The organism is Sedimentitalea nanhaiensis DSM 24252, from assembly GCF_000473225.1.
Lineage (GTDB): Bacteria > Pseudomonadota > Alphaproteobacteria > Rhodobacterales > Rhodobacteraceae > Sedimentitalea > Sedimentitalea nanhaiensis.
Map to the genome: position 1 here is coordinate 584127 of NZ_KI421509.1, position 14485 is coordinate 598611.

A 14485-nucleotide genomic window follows, 5' to 3' on the forward strand; every position below is an offset into this window, starting at 1 on the left:
TCCGGCAAGGGGTATCTGATGGTTTGGGGTTTATGATATTTCGCTCAGATCGGCGCGCAGCCTGGTCAGGTGTTCCTCCCAGCCTTTGTCCAGCGAAAGCAGCAAGCCAAATGCCTCGGTGCCTTGCGGAAGTCCGGAATGTTCAAGCGACAGGCGGGTCCCCCCCGGCACCTGGGTCAGCGTCCATTTCACGACGCTGACGGTATCGCCCATCGGTTTCACGACAAAAGTATACTCCAGATATTCCGGCGGGCGTTCGGCTGTTACCGTGCCCCAGATGATGGTGTCGCCGCTCTGAGCCCCGTACATCTCCAACGGTTGATCTTGCTGCAGGCGTGCGTTCGGGCGGTTGAACCACGAACTCAGCTTTTTGGGATCGACCAGAAAGTCCCAGACCTGTTCGCGCATCGCCCTAAGATAGATGGACTTTTGAATGATCGTTTCGGTCATATCGTATCCTTTTCGATGGCAGATTTCAAATCGGCAAGGCGGTCGTCCCAGAACCGGTCGAAATAGCCCAGCCAGTCCAGAATGGGTGTGATGCCGGCAGGGTTCAGGCGATTGAGTCGTTCACGTCCGCGCGGATGCACGGTGATCAGACCTCCGTCCGAAAGCACGGTCAGATGCTTTTTGACGGCGGCGCGCGTCATGTCGAACCGGTCGGTTAGCTGTGCGATTGTCATGTCGGATTGGGCCAGCAACCGGACGATGTCACGCCGGGTCGGATCGGCGAGGGCGCGAAAGCAGGATTGTGTTTTGTTGGTCATCTAACGGGCCTACGTGATACCTTATGGTATCTCATTTACGATACCATAAGGTATCGTGTCAACGGACCGGTTGCAAAGAACAAGCGGCTTGCAAGACGTTCATGAAGTGTTCATGATTTGATCATGGCAGATTATACGCTGAATACCACCAAACCCGGCCAGATGCTGGCCCGTGGTGTCTGTCGTCTGCTGCGTGGGCATGGATATGTGTCGGTTGAGGAATTTGTCCCGACGCGGGGATTGCGCGTCGATGTGTTGGGGCTGGGTCCCAAGAGCGAATTGTGGGTGATCGAATGTAAATCCAGCCGCGCGGATTTTCAGACCGACAGAAAATGGCAGGGGTATCTGGCGTGGTGCGACCGGTACTTCTGGGCCGTGGATCAGGACTTTCCCGCCGATCTGCTACCCGAGGGAACGGGGCTGATGATCGCCGACGCCTATGACGCCGAGATCATCCGCATGGCACCGGAACACAAGCTGGCCGCCGCTCGGCGCAAGATGATGATTCACAAATTTGCAACCCATGCCGCGCGCCGCCTGCACAGTCTGCGCGATCCCGGTGTCAGTGCCTTTTGCCTTCCAGATGCGCCTGCGGACTGACGGTTCAGCGTTTGCGCGGTTGCTTCTGTTCCACTGCGCGGGCCTGCGCCGCGGCGACGCGCAGTTCTTCGGCAATCTCTTCGGCTTCTTCAGGATCAAAATCCATGGGCACCTCGATGCCCTGGGATTCTATAAAGATCCGCACCATGCCTGCGTCGGTAGGCCCGATCTGCATATTGGCTTCGATGTCGCGCTCGGTGTTGATGCCCATGGGGTCTCTCCGTGACTGAGCGACTCTGCTAGCTTGGCAATGGTTGAGAATCAAGCTTTGTGGCGTAATATCGGCACCATGACAGATGTTTCTCTGCGTCGGTTCCGGCCCGACGATGCGCCCTGGCTGGGCGAGCAACACAGCATCCATTATGCCCGTGACGAGGGTTTTGACGACAGTTTCGGTCGGCTGGTGAATGACATTCTTGCGGATTTCATTGACCATCACGACCCGGTTCGCGAACGGGGCTGGATCGCCTGTCGGGGCGCACAACGGTTGGGAAGCATATTCTGTGTCGGGCAGGGGCCGACGACGGCCAAACTGCGCATGTTTCTGCTGACACCGCAGGCGCGCGGCCGGGGATTGGGCAAGCGCATGTTGACGACCTGTATGGCCTTCGCCCGAGACGCGGGATACGCCGATATGCGGCTGTGGACCCATGAAAGCCATCGTGCGGCTTGTGCGCTGTATGCGGCGAGTGGCTGGCACTTGCTGGAAAGCCGGCCAGTTCACTCTTTCGGCGTCGATTTGGTCGAACAAAGCTGGAGGGTTGACCTATAAGGCTCTTGCAATCAGACTGTTGGTTGTCTAAATCGCGCCTGTGTGCCGCCTTAGCTCAGTTGGTTAGAGCGCCTGATTGTGGATCAGGAGGTCCCCCGTTCAAGCCGGGGAGGTGGTACCACCCTCCTGCTTTGCCCCGTTTTGCATGATATACCGAAAATCTAGATGCCTTTTCTAAGGTGGTCTTACCATGACGTCGGAGTACCGTCCCGGCAGCCCTTGGAGCTGCCGAATTGGGGGCAATAGTTCGGGGGATTTTTGAATACGGTCGAGCCGGGCTGCGGCTTCTTTGTCCTGGGTGCCGGCGCGGCGATCGGGGCCGCGGGTTTTGGCGCGGCGGGCGAAACCCGGCTGGATGCTTTGGCTTTGGCGGCGGGTCTGCGCACGACCTGGACGGTTGGGCATTTCACATCGTCGATAATCGCCAGCCGCGCGATCAGCTGTTCCAGATCGTCGATAGTCGAAGATTTGCGCACGCTGAGAGTCAGACCGGACCGGTCCGACAGGGTGGCCAGGCCACCCGCCGTCTGCCGCCCGTACAATCCGTCCAGCCGACCGGGATAGCAGTTACGCCGTTTCAACAGTTTCTGAATCTCGAGAATTGCCTCCTTGCGGGTCAATTCCGGTATGGCGGGTTTCACAGGCTCCGGGGCTTGGACCGTGCTGTCCAGGGCCGCAACCTGTTCGGAGGCGGCGTTTGCGCTGCCGGATCGCGGCTCTGACGCAACAGAGGCGGCATTCACTTCCGCCGCCAGCTTGTCCCGGCTACGTCGGCCCAGAATGTACAGCGTGTGGTCTGAATACGCTTTATATTTGGCCAGAAAAACGTCCCAGGCCGCAGACGAATTTGATATCTCGGCGGTGGCAAAATCGATCAGCAGTGCGTTTTCGTCCAATTCCGTCACCGGTCCGGGTTTTGGCTCGGATGGGGCGGGGCTTTGCGCGTTCAGGATGTACTGGGTTCCGCCCAGCGATGAATAGACAAAGGGTGCGGCCCCCGGCACCGATTGCCGCAACTCGTCGCGAACCTGACCCAGCAACAACCGGACATCTTTTGGTGGACCCTGCAACGCGTTCAGGAAAGCCCGGGTAAAGGGAGAATTGCCGCCTGCCTTTCCATCCGGTGTCACTTCGCCGGCGGCAGCGGCATAGGCGATCAATGTATCCGCCCCGGCATCGTTGACGATGGCCAGGCCGCGCCCGACATTGCGCCCCTTTTTTTCACGCTGCATTCGCGCCACAAACGGATTGTCGCGACAGGCATCCAGAACGATCATCTTCATCCTTCTGGCCCCTGACAACTGTGCCAGCACATCCTGCATTTCGATCATTTCCAGACGGGCATCGCGCTCATCCGCGATCCGGGCGTCGACCGGGATCAGATAGTTGCGCCCGCCGATTTCCATGCCGTGGCCAGCATAATAGACCATGGCGATATCGGCCTGATCGGCGCGGTTGCGAAAATCCCGCAAGGCGGTCAGCATTTGCGCGCGGGTCATGTCGGTGGCTGTGACGACCTGAAACCCCTGCTGGCGCAGGGCCCGGGCGACGGCGTTGGCATCATGCACCGGATTTGGCAGGGTCGGAACCGTCCGATAGTCGGAATTGCCGATCACCAGTGCGATGTTCTCGGCCCAGCCCGCAACGGGCAGGACGGCCATCCAGAGCAGAAAGAAAAATGCACGCATTGAAATAACCTTATGGGTCACAAGGATGGCACAGGTTGCGCGGATTTTCAACGAAGCCAGTGACTGTGGCTATTATGGGGTCTCGATCTGGATGGTTTGGCGCAGTGCTCCGCTGTTGGCGTCATATATCAGGATCTGCTGATCCGCGGTGACCACCGCATACCAGCCTGGCCCATATGTAACGGCCTGTGCGGCTAAGCCGTCGGGCAGCGCGATAGTTTCGGGCAGAGGCAACGATTTGCGTGCGCTATCTTGCGAGAAACGCATGACAAGCAGCCCCACTATGATTAAAAGCCCGAAAATCATCACCGCCGTCAATGTCGTCACGAGCCGACGCAGGAAACGCAGGTTGGCCGGTTCCGGGATCGGCTGGGAAGGATCAGTCATGCTCAGGCGCCAAATCGAGTTCACAATCGCGGCGGATCCGCCGTCCCGCCTTGATAAGGCGCTTTCGCGTGATGTTCCAGTCGCCGAGTCGCTGTCGCGCACGCGGTTGGCCCGGCTGATCGCGGATGGCGCTGTGTCGGTGGACGGCCACCCCATGACCGATGCCAAAGCGCGGGTGCCTGAAGGGGCGACGGTGGTGGTACAGATCGAGGTCGCCGAGGACAGTCATATCGGCCCCGAACAGATCCCGCTGGAGGTGATGTATGAAGATGCGGACCTGATCGTGATCAACAAACCCGCCGGGATGGTGGTGCATCCCGCGCCGGGATCGCCCAGGGGTACGCTGGTCAACGCGCTGCTGCACCATTGCGGCGACGACTTGTCTGGCGTGGGCGGGGTCAAGCGGCCCGGTATCGTGCACCGGATCGACAAGGACACCAGCGGGCTTTTGGTGGTGGCCAAGTCCGACGCGGCCCATCAGGGGTTGGCGGCGCAGTTCGAGGCCCATACGGTCGAACGCTACTACCGGGCGATCTGTCACGGTGTTCCTCAAGCCAGCGATCCGCGGTTGCGCGGGATACGCGGGGCAAGCTTTGAGCCGGGCAATATCCTGCGCCTGACGACGCAATTGGCGCGGCACCGCACAGACCGGCAGAAACAGGCGGTGGTGTTTCAGGGCGGACGCCACGCTGTGACCCGAGCGCGGATCGTTCAGCCCTTTGGCACGCCGCCTGTTGCCGCGCTGATCGAATGTTGGCTTGAAACCGGACGAACGCATCAGATCAGGGTGCATATGGTCCACGCCGGGCACGGGCTGATTGGCGATCCGGTATACGGCGGGCGGCGAAAACCGGCATCGCGTGCGATTTCACCGCAAGCGGCAGAAGCGGTGCGCAGCTTTGCGCGTCAGGCGCTGCACGCCGCCGTTCTGGGGTTTGTTCATCCTGTTACCGGCCAACCCGTGCGGTTCGAAGCCCCCATGCCCGAGGATATGGAAACCCTGATTGCCTTGCTGGGCAGTGCGGCCAAGTAGCGGCTTTTGTATCGGCGGCGCAGGCAATATTGTCATGAACAGCACATGCGCGTGATCGCTTCGGTTTTTCCCTTACTAAAAGCGTCAGATGTTCCATTATGGGACACGGACCTCTTGATTGGGTCAATAAAGCTACCATATACATGTTAACCCGTTATACATCGGAGGGACATTACAATGGCCAACTATGCGAATTTGCCCGCGCCAACGCCCGAAGGCGGTCTGAACCGGTACATGCAGGAGATCCGCAAGTTTCCTTTGCTAGAGCCGGAAGAGGAATACATGCTTGCCAAGCGCTGGGTCGAGGAACAGGACACGGAGGCGGCCCACAGAATGGTCACCAGCCACCTGCGCCTGGCGGCCAAGATTGCCATGGGATATCGCGGCTATGGTTTGCCCCAGGCCGAGGTGATTTCCGAGGCCAATGTGGGGCTGATGCAGGCCGTCAAACGGTTCGATCCGGAAAAAGGATTCCGGTTGGCGACCTATGCCATGTGGTGGATCCGTGCCAGTATTCAGGAATATATCCTGCGGTCCTGGTCGCTGGTAAAGCTTGGGACGACCTCGGCGCAGAAAAAGCTGTTCTTCAACCTGCGCAAGGCCAAGGCCAAGATCGGTGCGCTCGAAGAGGGCGACCTGCGCCCGGAAAACGTCAAGCAGATCGCAACCGATCTGGGCGTGACCGAGAACGAAGTGATCAGCATGAACCGCCGCATGAGCGGCGGCGACGCATCGCTGAACGCCACGGTCGGATCCGAAGGCGAAGGGACAATGCAGTGGCAGGACTGGCTGGAGGATGAAGACGCCGATCAGGCCAGCGATTACGAAGCCCGCGACGAGCTTGAGGCGCGGCGCGAGTTGTTGGCCCAGGCGCTGGACGTGCTGAACGACCGTGAAAAAGACATCCTGACCCAGCGCCGTCTGAGTGATCAGGCCGTCACACTGGAAGATCTGAGCGGTCAGTACAGTGTCAGCCGCGAGCGCATTCGTCAGATCGAGGTGCGCGCCTTTGAAAAGCTGCAAAAACGTATGCGCGATCTGGCCCGCGAAAAGGGGATGCTGGCCGCCATCTGATCTGGTGGTCAGGGGCGCACCGGCGTTTGGAAATCTTCGCGGCTGCCGGAAACGGCGGTCGCTTTCAATTTGATATCCAGGCAGTGCCCATGCGAGTTGTGGTTCTGGTCTGTGCACCTTGGCAGGCGCCTGCATCCGGCATAGCCTGTGTCGTGAAACAGGAGGACTTCATGGCGGGTGGATGGGCGCGCGACGGCGCGGTGAGTGAACAGATCGAAGCCTCGATCAGTGATGAATTGGCGCGGCTGAAGGCACGCAAGACCCCCGTGGGCAATAGCCTGACCCATTGCGCGGAATGCGAGGAACCGATTCCCGAAAAACGGCGCGCGGCGATCCCCGGCGTAAAACTGTGCATCGATTGCCAGCAAGAACGCGATGGGGCGCACAAGACACGGGGCGGAATCAACCGGCGGGGCAGCAAGGACAGCCAACTGAAGTGAATTCGGTGCTACGCGTCCGGGTCGCGCGGGTCCTTATGGATCAGAATGTCGGTCTGGGGAAAGGATTGGATGATCCGGTGTTTTAGTCCGGCCCCTATGGCATGCGCCTGATTCAACGACAGGGTGCCGTCCAGTTCGATGTGAAAATCGACGAAAATGCGGCTTCCGGCTGTTCGGGTGCGCAGATCGTGAAACCCGATGACGCCGGGATGGTCGGCAATGATACCCTCGATTTCCGCGATCAGGCCTGGGTCTGCACGCCGGTCCATCAGGGCGTTCCACGCACCGTTTCCGATCCGTACCGCACCAAAAAACAGGACAGCCGAGGCAACAAGACCAACCACCGTGTCGACATCGGTGAACCCGAACCGGGCCGACAACCAAAGCGCAAGGATTGCACCAAGACTGGGGAGCAGGTCGCTGAGGTAATGCAGGGAATCCGCCGCAACCACACGGCTGCCAGTCAGACGCGCGACCCGCCTTTGCCACAGGATCAAAGCCCCGGTCAGCAGGATCGATACCAGCATGACTGCGATTCCGGTGCCTTCCGACGTCAGTGGGGCGGGCGTGGGGGCCAGCAACCGGCGCAGCGAAACGCCAGCCAGGGCGATGGCCGTCGCCACCAGAAACAACGCCTGGCCAAGGGCCGTCAGGTCCTCGGCCGAACTGTGGCCAAACGCATGATCGTGATCCGGCGGGCGGGCTGCATAGGCGATACCGATCAGCCCCAGGGCCGAGACCACCAGATCCATACCACTGTCGGCCAGAGAGGCGGCCACCGAAAGCGATTGGGTCTGCACGAGCGCCCACAGTTTCATCACGACAAGGAACAGCGCGACCGATACCGAAGCGGCGGCGGCGGACAGGTTCAGGCGTGTGTGGTGCGATGACATCCGTCGACCTTTGAGACCAGATCCTTTGCCGCGGCGCCGCCCACCGGCGACCCCGCAACCGCGTCAGTCTTCCATCGCTTCCAATTCATCGATGAACCCGGAAATCATGCTCAGCCCCATGTCCCAGAACCTGGGATCGCTGGCATCCAGTCCAAAGGGTGCCAGCAGCTCTTTGTGGTGCTTGGACCCGCCGGCCTTGAGCATCTCGAAATACTTGTCCTCAAACCCGTCGGCACCCTCGGCGTAAACCGAGTAGAGCGCATTCACCAAACCGTCGCCAAAGGCATAGGCATAGACATAAAACGGCGAATGGACAAAATGCGGAATATAGGCCCAGAAGGTTTCATAGCCGTCCATGAATTCGAATGCCGGCCCCAGGCTTTCAGCTTGCACACTCATCCACAGGGCGTTGATGTCGTCAGGCGTCAACTCGCCACCGCGGCGGGCTTCGTGCAGTTTGCACTCAAAGTCGTAGAACGCGATCTGGCGCACGACCGTGTTGATCATGTCCTCGACCTTGCCGGCCAGCAACACCTTGCGCTGTGCCGGGGTCTCGGCCTTTTCCAGCATCTTGCGAAAGGTCAGCATTTCGCCAAAGACGCTGGCGGTTTCGGCCAGCGTCAGCGGGGTCGATGACAGCATTTCGCCCTGTCCGGCGGCCAGCACCTGATGCACACCGTGGCCCAACTCATGCGCCAGGGTCATCACGTCGCGTGGTTTGCCCAGATAGTTCAGCATCACATACGGATGCACTTCGGTTACGGTCGGGTGGGCAAAGGCACCCGGTGCCTTGCCCGGTTTTACCCCTGCGTCGATCCAGCCCTTGGTAAAGAAAGGTGCCGCGATCTCGCCCATGCGCGAATCAAAGGCGCTATACGCCTCCATCACCGTCCGCTCAGCCTGATCCCAGTCCACGATACGGCTGTCTTCCATTGGCAGGGGCGCGTTGCGGTCCCAGACCTGCATCACGTCCAGCCCCAGCCATTTGCGTTTCAATTCGTAATAGCGATGGCTTAGCTTGGGATAGGCTGCGACGACTGCCTCGCGCAGGGCCTCGACCACCTCGGGCTCCACGTCGTTGGACAGGTGCCGCCCGGTCTGTGGCGTAGGCATACCGCGCCAGCGGTCGAGGACCTCTTTTTCCTTGGCTTGGGTGTTGTGGACTCGGGCAAAGGTCTTGATGTTCTCGGCAAAGACCGTCGCCAGTTCGCGTGCCGCCGCCTCGCGCTTGCTGCGGTCCTGTTCGGTCAACAGATTCAGCGTGCCTTCGATGTTGAGAACCTCGTCGTCGACCTGAAACTCCAGACCCGCAATGGTTTCATCGAAAAGACGTTCCCAGGCATCACCAACCACGCCCAGATCATGCAGGAATTTCTCAAGCTCGTCAGACAGTTGATAGGGTTTCATCGCCCGAATGCGGTCAAATACGGGTTTATAGCGTGCCAGATCGGAATTGGCGGTGAAATGCGCATCCAATGTACCATCGTCCAACCGGTTCAACTCTAGCGTAAAGAACACCAGCGGAGTGGTGAAATTGGTGATCTTTTCCTGCATGTCGGACATGAACTTGGCCCGCTCGGAATCGGTTGTCCGCTGGTAATAGCGTAGCCCGGCAAAGGACATGATCCGCCCGGCCACCGCGCTGATGCGTTCGTTGCGCAGCACACAGTCCAACAGCCCGGCGGCATCCAGGTCCGCCAGCTTGCCCTCGTAATCGGTGGCGAAATCCGCGCAGGCTTTCTCGAGCCAATCCAGATCGCGCTTGAGCTCGGGCGCGCCCTCGTTCGCATACAAATCGCTCAGATCCCACTCTGGCAAATTGCCGAGATCTTTGGTGCCGGAACCGGAGTTGGCGTCGCGCAAGGGGAAGGGCAGGTGGAACATCGTGGACCTCGTGTTGTGGCGTTGGGCTCTATCTATGCCGCGCAACCCATCATCACAAGCGACCAGACCCGCCGAGGCATGCGCACAGGTTAGAATCGGATATGATAATGGGAAAAGTGCCATTGCCCCGTTCAGGCCGGCACAGCCTTTCTGGGCTTTGCGATCTCGGTGCGAAACAGCGCCTCGAGGCGGTCATAGATCCGCGCGCGAATGTCGGGAGTTTCCATCAACACTTCATGGTGGGCGGCCTTGACCATGTCCAGGGTGCCGCCGGGCCAGTTCTTCATACGTTGATGCACCGCTTCGCAATCGACGATGGTTTCCTTTTCACCCAGAAACGTCACGCAGGGAAGATTTGGCGACGCCTGATGCGCCAGGTGGCGGCATTCGTTAAGGGCTTCGCGCAGCCACACCAGCGTTGGACCGCCAATGCCCAGTTCCGGATGCATGGCTATGTGGTCCTGCATCATGCGGTACATACCGCGATCGCCCGTCAGCACATTGTTTTCAAACGGCTGGGCCTGGACATATCCCTCATAACGGGTGCTGGGCGGTAAACGCGTGCCCATGCCCATGATCGGTGCCACATGCGACAGCGCCCATCCAAACGGACGGACGACGGGGGACATGTAGATGCCCCACATTGGCCCGGTAAAGGCACAGCTTTGCACGGGCAGCCCCTGCATCACGGCGCGCAAACCTATGGCTCCGCCCATGGAATGGCCGATCAAGTGGAACGGCTGCGGCAGACCAAATTCGCGGGCAACCCGCAGGGCCGCGTCAACATCGTGCTGATAGTCGGTAAAAAGGTTAACATGGCCAAGCCGGGTATCGTCGAGCAGACGGTCGGCGAGCCCCTGACCGCGCCAGTCGACCACCAGCGTGGCAAATCCGCGCCGCGCCAAACTGTCGACCGTGTCGCCGTATTTCTCAATATACTCTGTACGGCCCGGAAACATCAAAACGGTGCCGTGTACCGCGCCAGCAGGGCGCCAGAATGCGACCCGAATCCGGACATTGTCCGCAGTACGCGCCCACCAGGCCAGCCCCCCGGAGGGGACGCCGGCCATCTCTTCGAACAAGGGAGCCGGCGTCGTCACCATCAGGCGAGAACCGAAGCCAGCTTCATGGCCATGCCCATGTCGCCGTCTACCGTCAGCTTGCCGGTCATAAAGGCGCTGGTCGGATTGATATCGCCGTCAAAAATGGCCTGAAAGGTGTCGGCATCCGCGCTCAGGGTGACATCGGCCTCTTCGTCCGCGACGCGCGCGCCCGAGGAATCCATCATGATTGCGCCTTCGCCCGCGACGTCGAATTTGGCGGTGCCATCTAGATCCGCAGTCGACAGTTTTGCGTTCAGCTCGACCGCAGCCTTTTCAAGAAATTCGCTCATTTCCACTCTCTTTGTTATTTGATGTGCTCATGTCTGGAATTCGCCGCACACCGCGTTACACTGAACGACATTATGAGCGTTGCACACCCCTTTATCAAAACTACCGTGGCGGCAGTTGTAGCCATAGTCATGTATTCCATACCCTTGAATGCCCAGACCGCCGACTCGCAGGACGAGGCCGGATTGCTGGCAGCGCTGGCGGTGGCGGATGCAGCGCAAGCGCAAAGTCTGGATCGCCAGTTGCAGCGTCTGTGGTCGCGCAGCGGGTCGGCGGCGATGGATCTGCTTCTTGAGCGGGGGCGCGAATCTCTGCAGGCCGATGAGCCACTGGTTGCGATCGAACATTTGACGGCGCTGACCGATCATGCGCCCGATTTTGCCGAGGGCTGGAACGTGCGAGCCATGGCTTATTTTCAGGCCGATCTTTATGGCCCGGCGCTGTCGGATCTCAGGCATGCGCTGGCGCTGAACCCGAACAACTACAACGCAATCATCGGGCTGGGTTCCATTCTTGAAACCTTTGGCGATAACGAACGTGCCTATCAGGCCTATCAACGTGCGCAGGCTATACATCCCCACCACGAAGACGTAACCAAGTCGTTGGAGCGCTTGCGGTCTGGAATCGAAGGCAAGGCACTTTAGGCCCTAAAGGGCAGGGGGCGACAGGTGACCGGGGCATCGCGGGTCGTGGCCGTATTGGGGCCGACCAACACAGGCAAAACGCATTACGCCATTGAGCGGATGCTGGGCCATCGCACCGGCGTCATCGGCCTGCCGTTGCGGTTGCTGGCGCGCGAGGTCTATGACCGGATCGTCGCGATTCGGGGGCCGTCGGTGGTGGCGCTGGTCACGGGCGAAGAACGCATCGTTCCGCCGCGTACGAAATACTGGGTTTGTACGGTCGAGGCGATGCCTCAGGGCATGGGCTGCGATTTTCTGGCGGTGGATGAAATCCAGCTTTGCGCCGATCCTGAACGCGGCCATGTATTTACAGACCGGCTGATGCGGTCGCGCGGCCTGCTTGAGACACTGTTTCTGGGCAGCGATACCATGCGCGGACCAATTCGGGCCTTGGTGCCCGAGGCCCAGTTTCAGGCGCGCGAACGAATGTCACAACTGGTCTATTCGGGCGCAAGGAAAATCACCCGGATGCCGTCGCGCAGTGCCATCGTCGGGTTCTCGGTTGAAAACGTCTATGCCATCGCCGAGCTGATTCGCCGTCAAAAGGGGGGCGCGGCGGTTGTCATGGGGGCGTTGTCACCGCGCACACGAAATGCGCAGGTCGAATTGTATCAGAACGGCGAGGTGGATTATCTGGTGGCGACGGACGCCATCGGCATGGGGCTGAATCTGGATATCGATCATGTGGCCTTTTCTGCCCTGTCCAAATTCGACGGGCGCAGGATGCGACCGCTTGCGCCCAACGAGTTGGCCCAGATCGCAGGGCGGGCAGGGCGCGGCATGTCCGACGGTACTTTCGGAGTCACGGGCGAAGCGCGTCCCTTGGACGACGGAACCGCCCAGGCCATCATGGAGCATCGCTTTGCGCCGCTCAAGAAACTGAACTGGCGCAGTGCGGCGCTGGAATTTGGCAGTATAGACAGGTTGATCCGTTCGCTCGAGGTGCCGCCGGACAATGAAAATCTGCTCAAGGCCCGCGAGGCCGATGACTTGGCGGCCTTGAAATCGCTGGCCCAGGTAGACGAGGTATTTGCCCGTGCTTCGGACCCGACCTCTGTGAAACTGCTTTGGGATGTGTGCCGCATTCCTGATTTTCGCGGGATCAGCCACGCGGAACATGCCAGTCTTCTTGAAGTGATCTTTGGGTTTTTGCATGAATACGGCCGGGTGCCCGACGACTGGCTGGCGCGCCAGATCAACAGAATCGATCGCACCGACGGCGACATCGATACACTGAGCAAACGATTGGCATATATCCGCACATGGACATATGTCGCACAGCGCATGGGCTGGACGACGGACGAAAGCCATTGGCGTGGGCAAACCCGCGCTGTAGAAGACAGGGTGTCGGATGCGCTGCACGAGCGCCTGACGCAACGATTTGTGGACCGGCGCACATCTGTGCTTTTGCGCCGGCTCAAGCAAAAGGAGGCCCTTTTGGCCGAAGTAAACGACAAGGGTGAAGTGACCGTCGAAGGCGAATATGTCGGACGGTTGGAAGGGTTCCGGTTTTCTCCGGACAAAAGCGCCGCCGCCGGAGCCGAGGAAAAGGCGGTCAAGGCCGCGTCCATTCAGGCATTGGCACCGCAGTTCCATTTGCGGGCCGACCGGTTCTACAACGCCCCCGATACCGAGATCGACTATACCGAACAGGGTGGGTTGATGTGGGGCGAACACGCTGTTGGCAAACTGGTGGCCGGTGCCGAGCCGCTGAAACCGCTGGTCGAGGTGTTCGTGGACGAGGCGGCAGGCCCCGATGTGGCGCAGAAGGTACAGCGCCGGTTGCAACATTTCATCGATCGCAAGGTGGCCGCGCTGTTCGAGCCGTTGCTGAACCTGCAACGCGACGAGGACCTGACCGGACTTGCCCGTGGCTTTGCCTTCCGAATGGTCGAAGCGATGGGCATCCTGCCCCGCGCCGAAGTCGCCCAGGACGTCAAGGAACTGGATCAGGATGCACGCGGAGCGCTGCGCAAGCATGGGATCCGTTTTGGCCAGTTCACCATCTTCATGCCGCTGTTGCTTAAGCCGGCGCCGACCCGGCTTCGATTGGTTTTATGGTCTCTGGCCAAAGGCTTGCAGGAGTTTCCTGAGGCACCGCCGCCGGGGTTGGTTACTGTGCCCGCAGATCCGAACGCGCCGGAAGGCTATCACAGCATGTGCGGCTATCGCGCGGCGGGCGAGCGGGCTGTGCGAATCGATATGCTTGAGCGACTGGCCGACATGCTGCGGGCCGAAAACAGCCGGAGCGGGTTCGAGGCCAAACCGGACATGCTGTCGATCACAGGGACGACGCTGGAGCAGTTCGCAAAACTGATGCAGGGGCTGGGCTATAGCGGCGAGCGGGGCGAGCGCATCAAGGTCAAGCCCGCGACAGCCAAAACCACGCCTGCGACACCCGCAGCCCTGGAAGCCGAAACCAATTCCGACCCGGTGACCGCGACTGCGGTGCCCGATGAGGTGGCCTCCGTTCAACCCGAGGCTGTCAAAGATTCCGAGGCGACTAAAGAAACCGTTGTCGATCCGGTCGCGGAAACCGGAGCCGAATCTACCCCCGACACGCCTGCGGAAGTGTCTGAAAGCGGTGAGCCCGAGATGGAGGTCTACTACACCTTCACATGGGGGCACCGCCAGCAGGACGGTGGCCGCGGTCGCGGGCAGCAGCGGGCCGGCGGGAAACCGCAGGGGCAGGGCAAGCGCCAAGGTAAACCGGCCGGCAAGGGAAAACCGCGTGGCAAGGGTGACGCCACGAACCGCGCGCAGGGGGCAAAGACCTTTTCCGCCCGCCCGCCAAAGCCGGAAAAGAGGATCGATCCGGACAATCCTTTTGCTGCGGCTCTGATGGGGCTGAAGGACAGCAAGTAACCGTGCCC

The 14485-nt window shown here is 60.2% G+C and carries 16 protein-coding genes and 1 tRNA gene; 8 read left to right on the forward strand and 9 right to left on the reverse strand.

Annotated features, from left to right (window positions below; all coding sequences use genetic code 11):
• Positions 1–30: 30 nt before the first annotated feature.
• A complete protein-coding gene (locus NANH_RS0104445) occupies positions 31–450 on the reverse strand; it encodes an SRPBCC family protein (RefSeq protein WP_027260943.1) in 420 nt (139 codons plus the stop codon).
• Positions 447–767, reverse strand: a complete 321-nt coding sequence (locus tag NANH_RS0104450; RefSeq protein WP_027260944.1) for an ArsR/SmtB family transcription factor — start codon at positions 765–767, stop codon at positions 447–449. The genes NANH_RS0104445 and NANH_RS0104450 overlap by 4 nt, the downstream gene beginning before the upstream one ends.
• Before the next feature lie 123 nt (positions 768–890).
• On the opposite strand from NANH_RS0104450, the gene NANH_RS25465 reads away from it, so the two are divergent.
• Positions 891–1367: an MmcB family DNA repair protein gene (locus NANH_RS25465; RefSeq protein ID WP_036049425.1), complete on the forward strand. Its 477-nt coding sequence runs from the start codon at positions 891–893 to the stop codon at positions 1365–1367.
• A gap of 4 nt (positions 1368–1371) precedes the next feature.
• Here NANH_RS25465 and NANH_RS0104460 read toward each other — a convergent pair whose 3' ends face one another.
• Positions 1372–1578 carry a DUF6324 family protein gene (locus NANH_RS0104460; protein WP_027260945.1) on the reverse strand — a complete coding sequence of 69 codons (207 nt, stop codon included), beginning with the start codon at positions 1576–1578 and terminating at the stop codon, positions 1372–1374.
• Between the two features lie 78 nt (positions 1579–1656).
• On the opposite strand from NANH_RS0104460, the gene NANH_RS0104465 reads away from it, so the two are divergent.
• Complete coding sequence (locus NANH_RS0104465; protein WP_027260946.1) at positions 1657–2139, forward strand: GNAT family N-acetyltransferase; 483 nt, start codon at positions 1657–1659, stop codon at positions 2137–2139.
• Between the two features lie 44 nt (positions 2140–2183).
• Positions 2184–2260: transfer RNA gene (locus NANH_RS0104470), tRNA-His, on the forward strand.
• Between the two features lie 64 nt (positions 2261–2324).
• Here the strand turns inward: NANH_RS0104470 and NANH_RS27360 are convergent.
• Both NANH_RS27360 and NANH_RS0104480 read right to left on the reverse strand, forming a co-directional pair.
• A complete protein-coding gene (locus NANH_RS27360) occupies positions 2325–3827 on the reverse strand; it encodes a caspase family protein (RefSeq protein ID WP_051372239.1) in 1503 nt (500 codons plus the stop codon).
• Between the two features lie 72 nt (positions 3828–3899).
• On the reverse strand, positions 3900–4214 hold the full coding sequence (locus tag NANH_RS0104480; RefSeq protein ID WP_027260947.1) for a DUF6476 family protein: 315 nt from the start codon (positions 4212–4214) through the stop codon (positions 3900–3902).
• Here NANH_RS0104480 and NANH_RS0104485 point away from each other — a divergent pair.
• From NANH_RS0104485 to NANH_RS0104495, 3 genes are all read left to right on the forward strand, one after another.
• The gene (locus NANH_RS0104485; protein WP_027260948.1) at positions 4213–5247 is read left to right on the forward strand and encodes an RluA family pseudouridine synthase; all 1035 of its coding nucleotides are present in this window, start codon (positions 4213–4215) and stop codon (positions 5245–5247) included. The two genes, NANH_RS0104480 and NANH_RS0104485, sit on opposite strands and share 2 nt — an antisense overlap.
• Before the next feature lie 177 nt (positions 5248–5424).
• Positions 5425–6321: an RNA polymerase sigma factor RpoH gene (gene rpoH, locus NANH_RS0104490; protein WP_027260949.1), complete on the forward strand. Its 897-nt coding sequence runs from the start codon at positions 5425–5427 to the stop codon at positions 6319–6321.
• Between the two features lie 170 nt (positions 6322–6491).
• Positions 6492–6761: a DksA/TraR family C4-type zinc finger protein gene (locus tag NANH_RS0104495; RefSeq protein ID WP_027260950.1), complete on the forward strand. Its 270-nt coding sequence runs from the start codon at positions 6492–6494 to the stop codon at positions 6759–6761.
• Positions 6762–6769: 8 nt separating this feature from the next.
• Here the strand turns inward: NANH_RS0104495 and NANH_RS0104500 are convergent, their stop codons facing one another.
• From NANH_RS0104500 to NANH_RS0104515, 4 genes are all read right to left on the reverse strand, one after another.
• Positions 6770–7654, reverse strand: coding sequence for a cation diffusion facilitator family transporter (locus NANH_RS0104500; protein WP_027260951.1), 885 nt, complete (start codon positions 7652–7654; stop codon positions 6770–6772).
• 63 nt (positions 7655–7717) lie between these two features.
• On the reverse strand, positions 7718–9538 hold the full coding sequence (locus NANH_RS0104505) for a M3 family oligoendopeptidase (protein WP_027260952.1): 1821 nt from the start codon (positions 9536–9538) through the stop codon (positions 7718–7720).
• Positions 9539–9669: 131 nt separating this feature from the next.
• Complete coding sequence (locus tag NANH_RS0104510; protein ID WP_027260953.1) at positions 9670–10641, reverse strand: alpha/beta fold hydrolase; 972 nt, start codon at positions 10639–10641, stop codon at positions 9670–9672.
• Positions 10641–10931: an SCP2 sterol-binding domain-containing protein gene (locus tag NANH_RS0104515; RefSeq protein WP_027260954.1), complete on the reverse strand. Its 291-nt coding sequence runs from the start codon at positions 10929–10931 to the stop codon at positions 10641–10643. The genes NANH_RS0104510 and NANH_RS0104515 overlap by 1 nt, the downstream gene beginning before the upstream one ends.
• A gap of 72 nt (positions 10932–11003) precedes the next feature.
• Between NANH_RS0104515 and NANH_RS0104520 the strand changes: the two genes are divergently transcribed.
• Both NANH_RS0104520 and NANH_RS0104525 read left to right on the forward strand, forming a co-directional pair.
• Positions 11004–11573: a tetratricopeptide repeat protein gene (locus NANH_RS0104520; protein ID WP_027260955.1), complete on the forward strand. Its 570-nt coding sequence runs from the start codon at positions 11004–11006 to the stop codon at positions 11571–11573.
• 24 nt (positions 11574–11597) lie between these two features.
• Positions 11598–14477 carry a helicase-related protein gene (locus NANH_RS0104525; protein WP_027260956.1) on the forward strand — a complete coding sequence of 960 codons (2880 nt, stop codon included), beginning with the start codon at positions 11598–11600 and terminating at the stop codon, positions 14475–14477.
• Positions 14478–14485 lie beyond the last annotated feature (8 nt).